The sequence below is a fragment of the Rhodopirellula maiorica SM1 genome (assembly GCF_000346295.1).
GTDB classification, from domain to species: Bacteria; Planctomycetota; Planctomycetia; order Pirellulales; family Pirellulaceae; genus Novipirellula; species Novipirellula maiorica.
Map to the genome: position 1 here is coordinate 1 of NZ_ANOG01000766.1, position 1411 is coordinate 1411.

Annotated in this window: 1 protein-coding gene; it reads right to left on the reverse strand. The window is 54.6% G+C overall.

Features of this window, described 5'->3' with window-relative positions; translation table 11 throughout:
* Positions 1-1358, reverse strand: a 1358-nt coding sequence (locus tag RMSM_RS24800) for a sulfatase-like hydrolase/transferase (RefSeq protein WP_008702992.1), incomplete at its 3' end; no start/stop codon positions are given.
* Positions 1359-1411: the final 53 nt, after the last annotated feature.

Below are 1411 nucleotides of genomic sequence, written 5' to 3' on the forward strand. Positions count from 1 at the left end.
TTTTTTGGACTCTTGGCTTCATTCTCCCACCACTCGCTGGGGCCCTCGCTTTCGACGTCGTTCCAGACCTCCAGGAACTTTGTTTTCATCTCGGTGAGCTTCTCAGGCATTTCGCTGGCGAGATCGTGTTCTTCCTTCCAATCGGTCTCGATCTCGTAAAGCTGGAATTTCGTCAAGTCTTTGTTCACGACGAGCTTCCAGTTGTCAATTCGCATCGCCGCGTGGCTATTCTCGGGCGCAATGTGGGTCCGCCAGAACATTGGAACTTGGCGCTGCAGCTTGTGACCCGAGAACGCTGGCAGCATGCTGACACCGTCGATCGTGCGATCACTGGGAAGTGGAATATCCAGCACGTCCAAGACCGTTGAAAAGATATCCGAACCGATGATTGGAATGTTGCTTTCGGTCCCTGGCGTGACGTGTCCTGGCCAACGCACAATTGCGGGAACGCGAATCCCACCCTCGTGATCGTCTCGCTTGCGGCCTCGCAGTCCTCCGGTGGATCCTCGGGTGCGACCATGAGTGCCTTTTCCTTCAGGCCCATTGTCGCTAGTGAAGATCACGAACGTGTTGTCGCGCAACCCTTGCTCGTCAATCGCTTCCATTAACTTGCCGAAGGCGTGATCCAACTGAGTGACGTTGCCGTGGTGCTGTCGCAGATTGGGATCATCCAGATCACTGTATAACTCCATGAATTTCGGATCCGACTCAATCGGCAAGTGCGGCTCGTGAGTCCACACGGTCATGAAGAACGGCTTGGACGAATCGCGTTCGTTTGTCATCCAAGCGATTGCTTCGTCGGCAACCAGCGGTGCCGAGAATCCTTCCAACGGTCCCACCTCGTTCCCATTGCGAACAAAGTTGTTTGGATCTTTGTGCGAAGGGGACGCATTATTCTGCGTCGCAAACCACCAATCGTATCCATGATCATTCGGCTGGGGTTGCTTAGGGCTGTTGAAGTGGCCGTTCAAGTGCCACTTGCCGCTGTGCATCGTCTGGTAACCCAATGGCTTGACCATTTCGGGAATGGTGATTTCGCTCGCTCGCAAATGGGTCTCGTGACCCGAGGGCACCCACCGCCAAACGCCATTTCGATACGGGGTGCGTCCCGTCAAAATCGATGAACGACTCGGCGAGCATACGCCGCACGCCGAATACGCCTGAGTGAACCGAACGCCTTCTTTGGCAAACTGATCCAAATTGGGCGTTTCAATCTTGGGATGTCCATAACAGGCCAAGTCGCCCCAACCAAGATCATCGGCGAGGAAGACCACAAAGTTGGGACGTTCGCGGTCGGCGTCTGCTGCGATGGCGACTACCGGACAGCAGAGAAAAATTAGCAGGGCGATTCGTTGCATGAGATGTCGTTGTTGGGGATAGGGAAGCGAAACGACTTTTCGTATCGACCTAC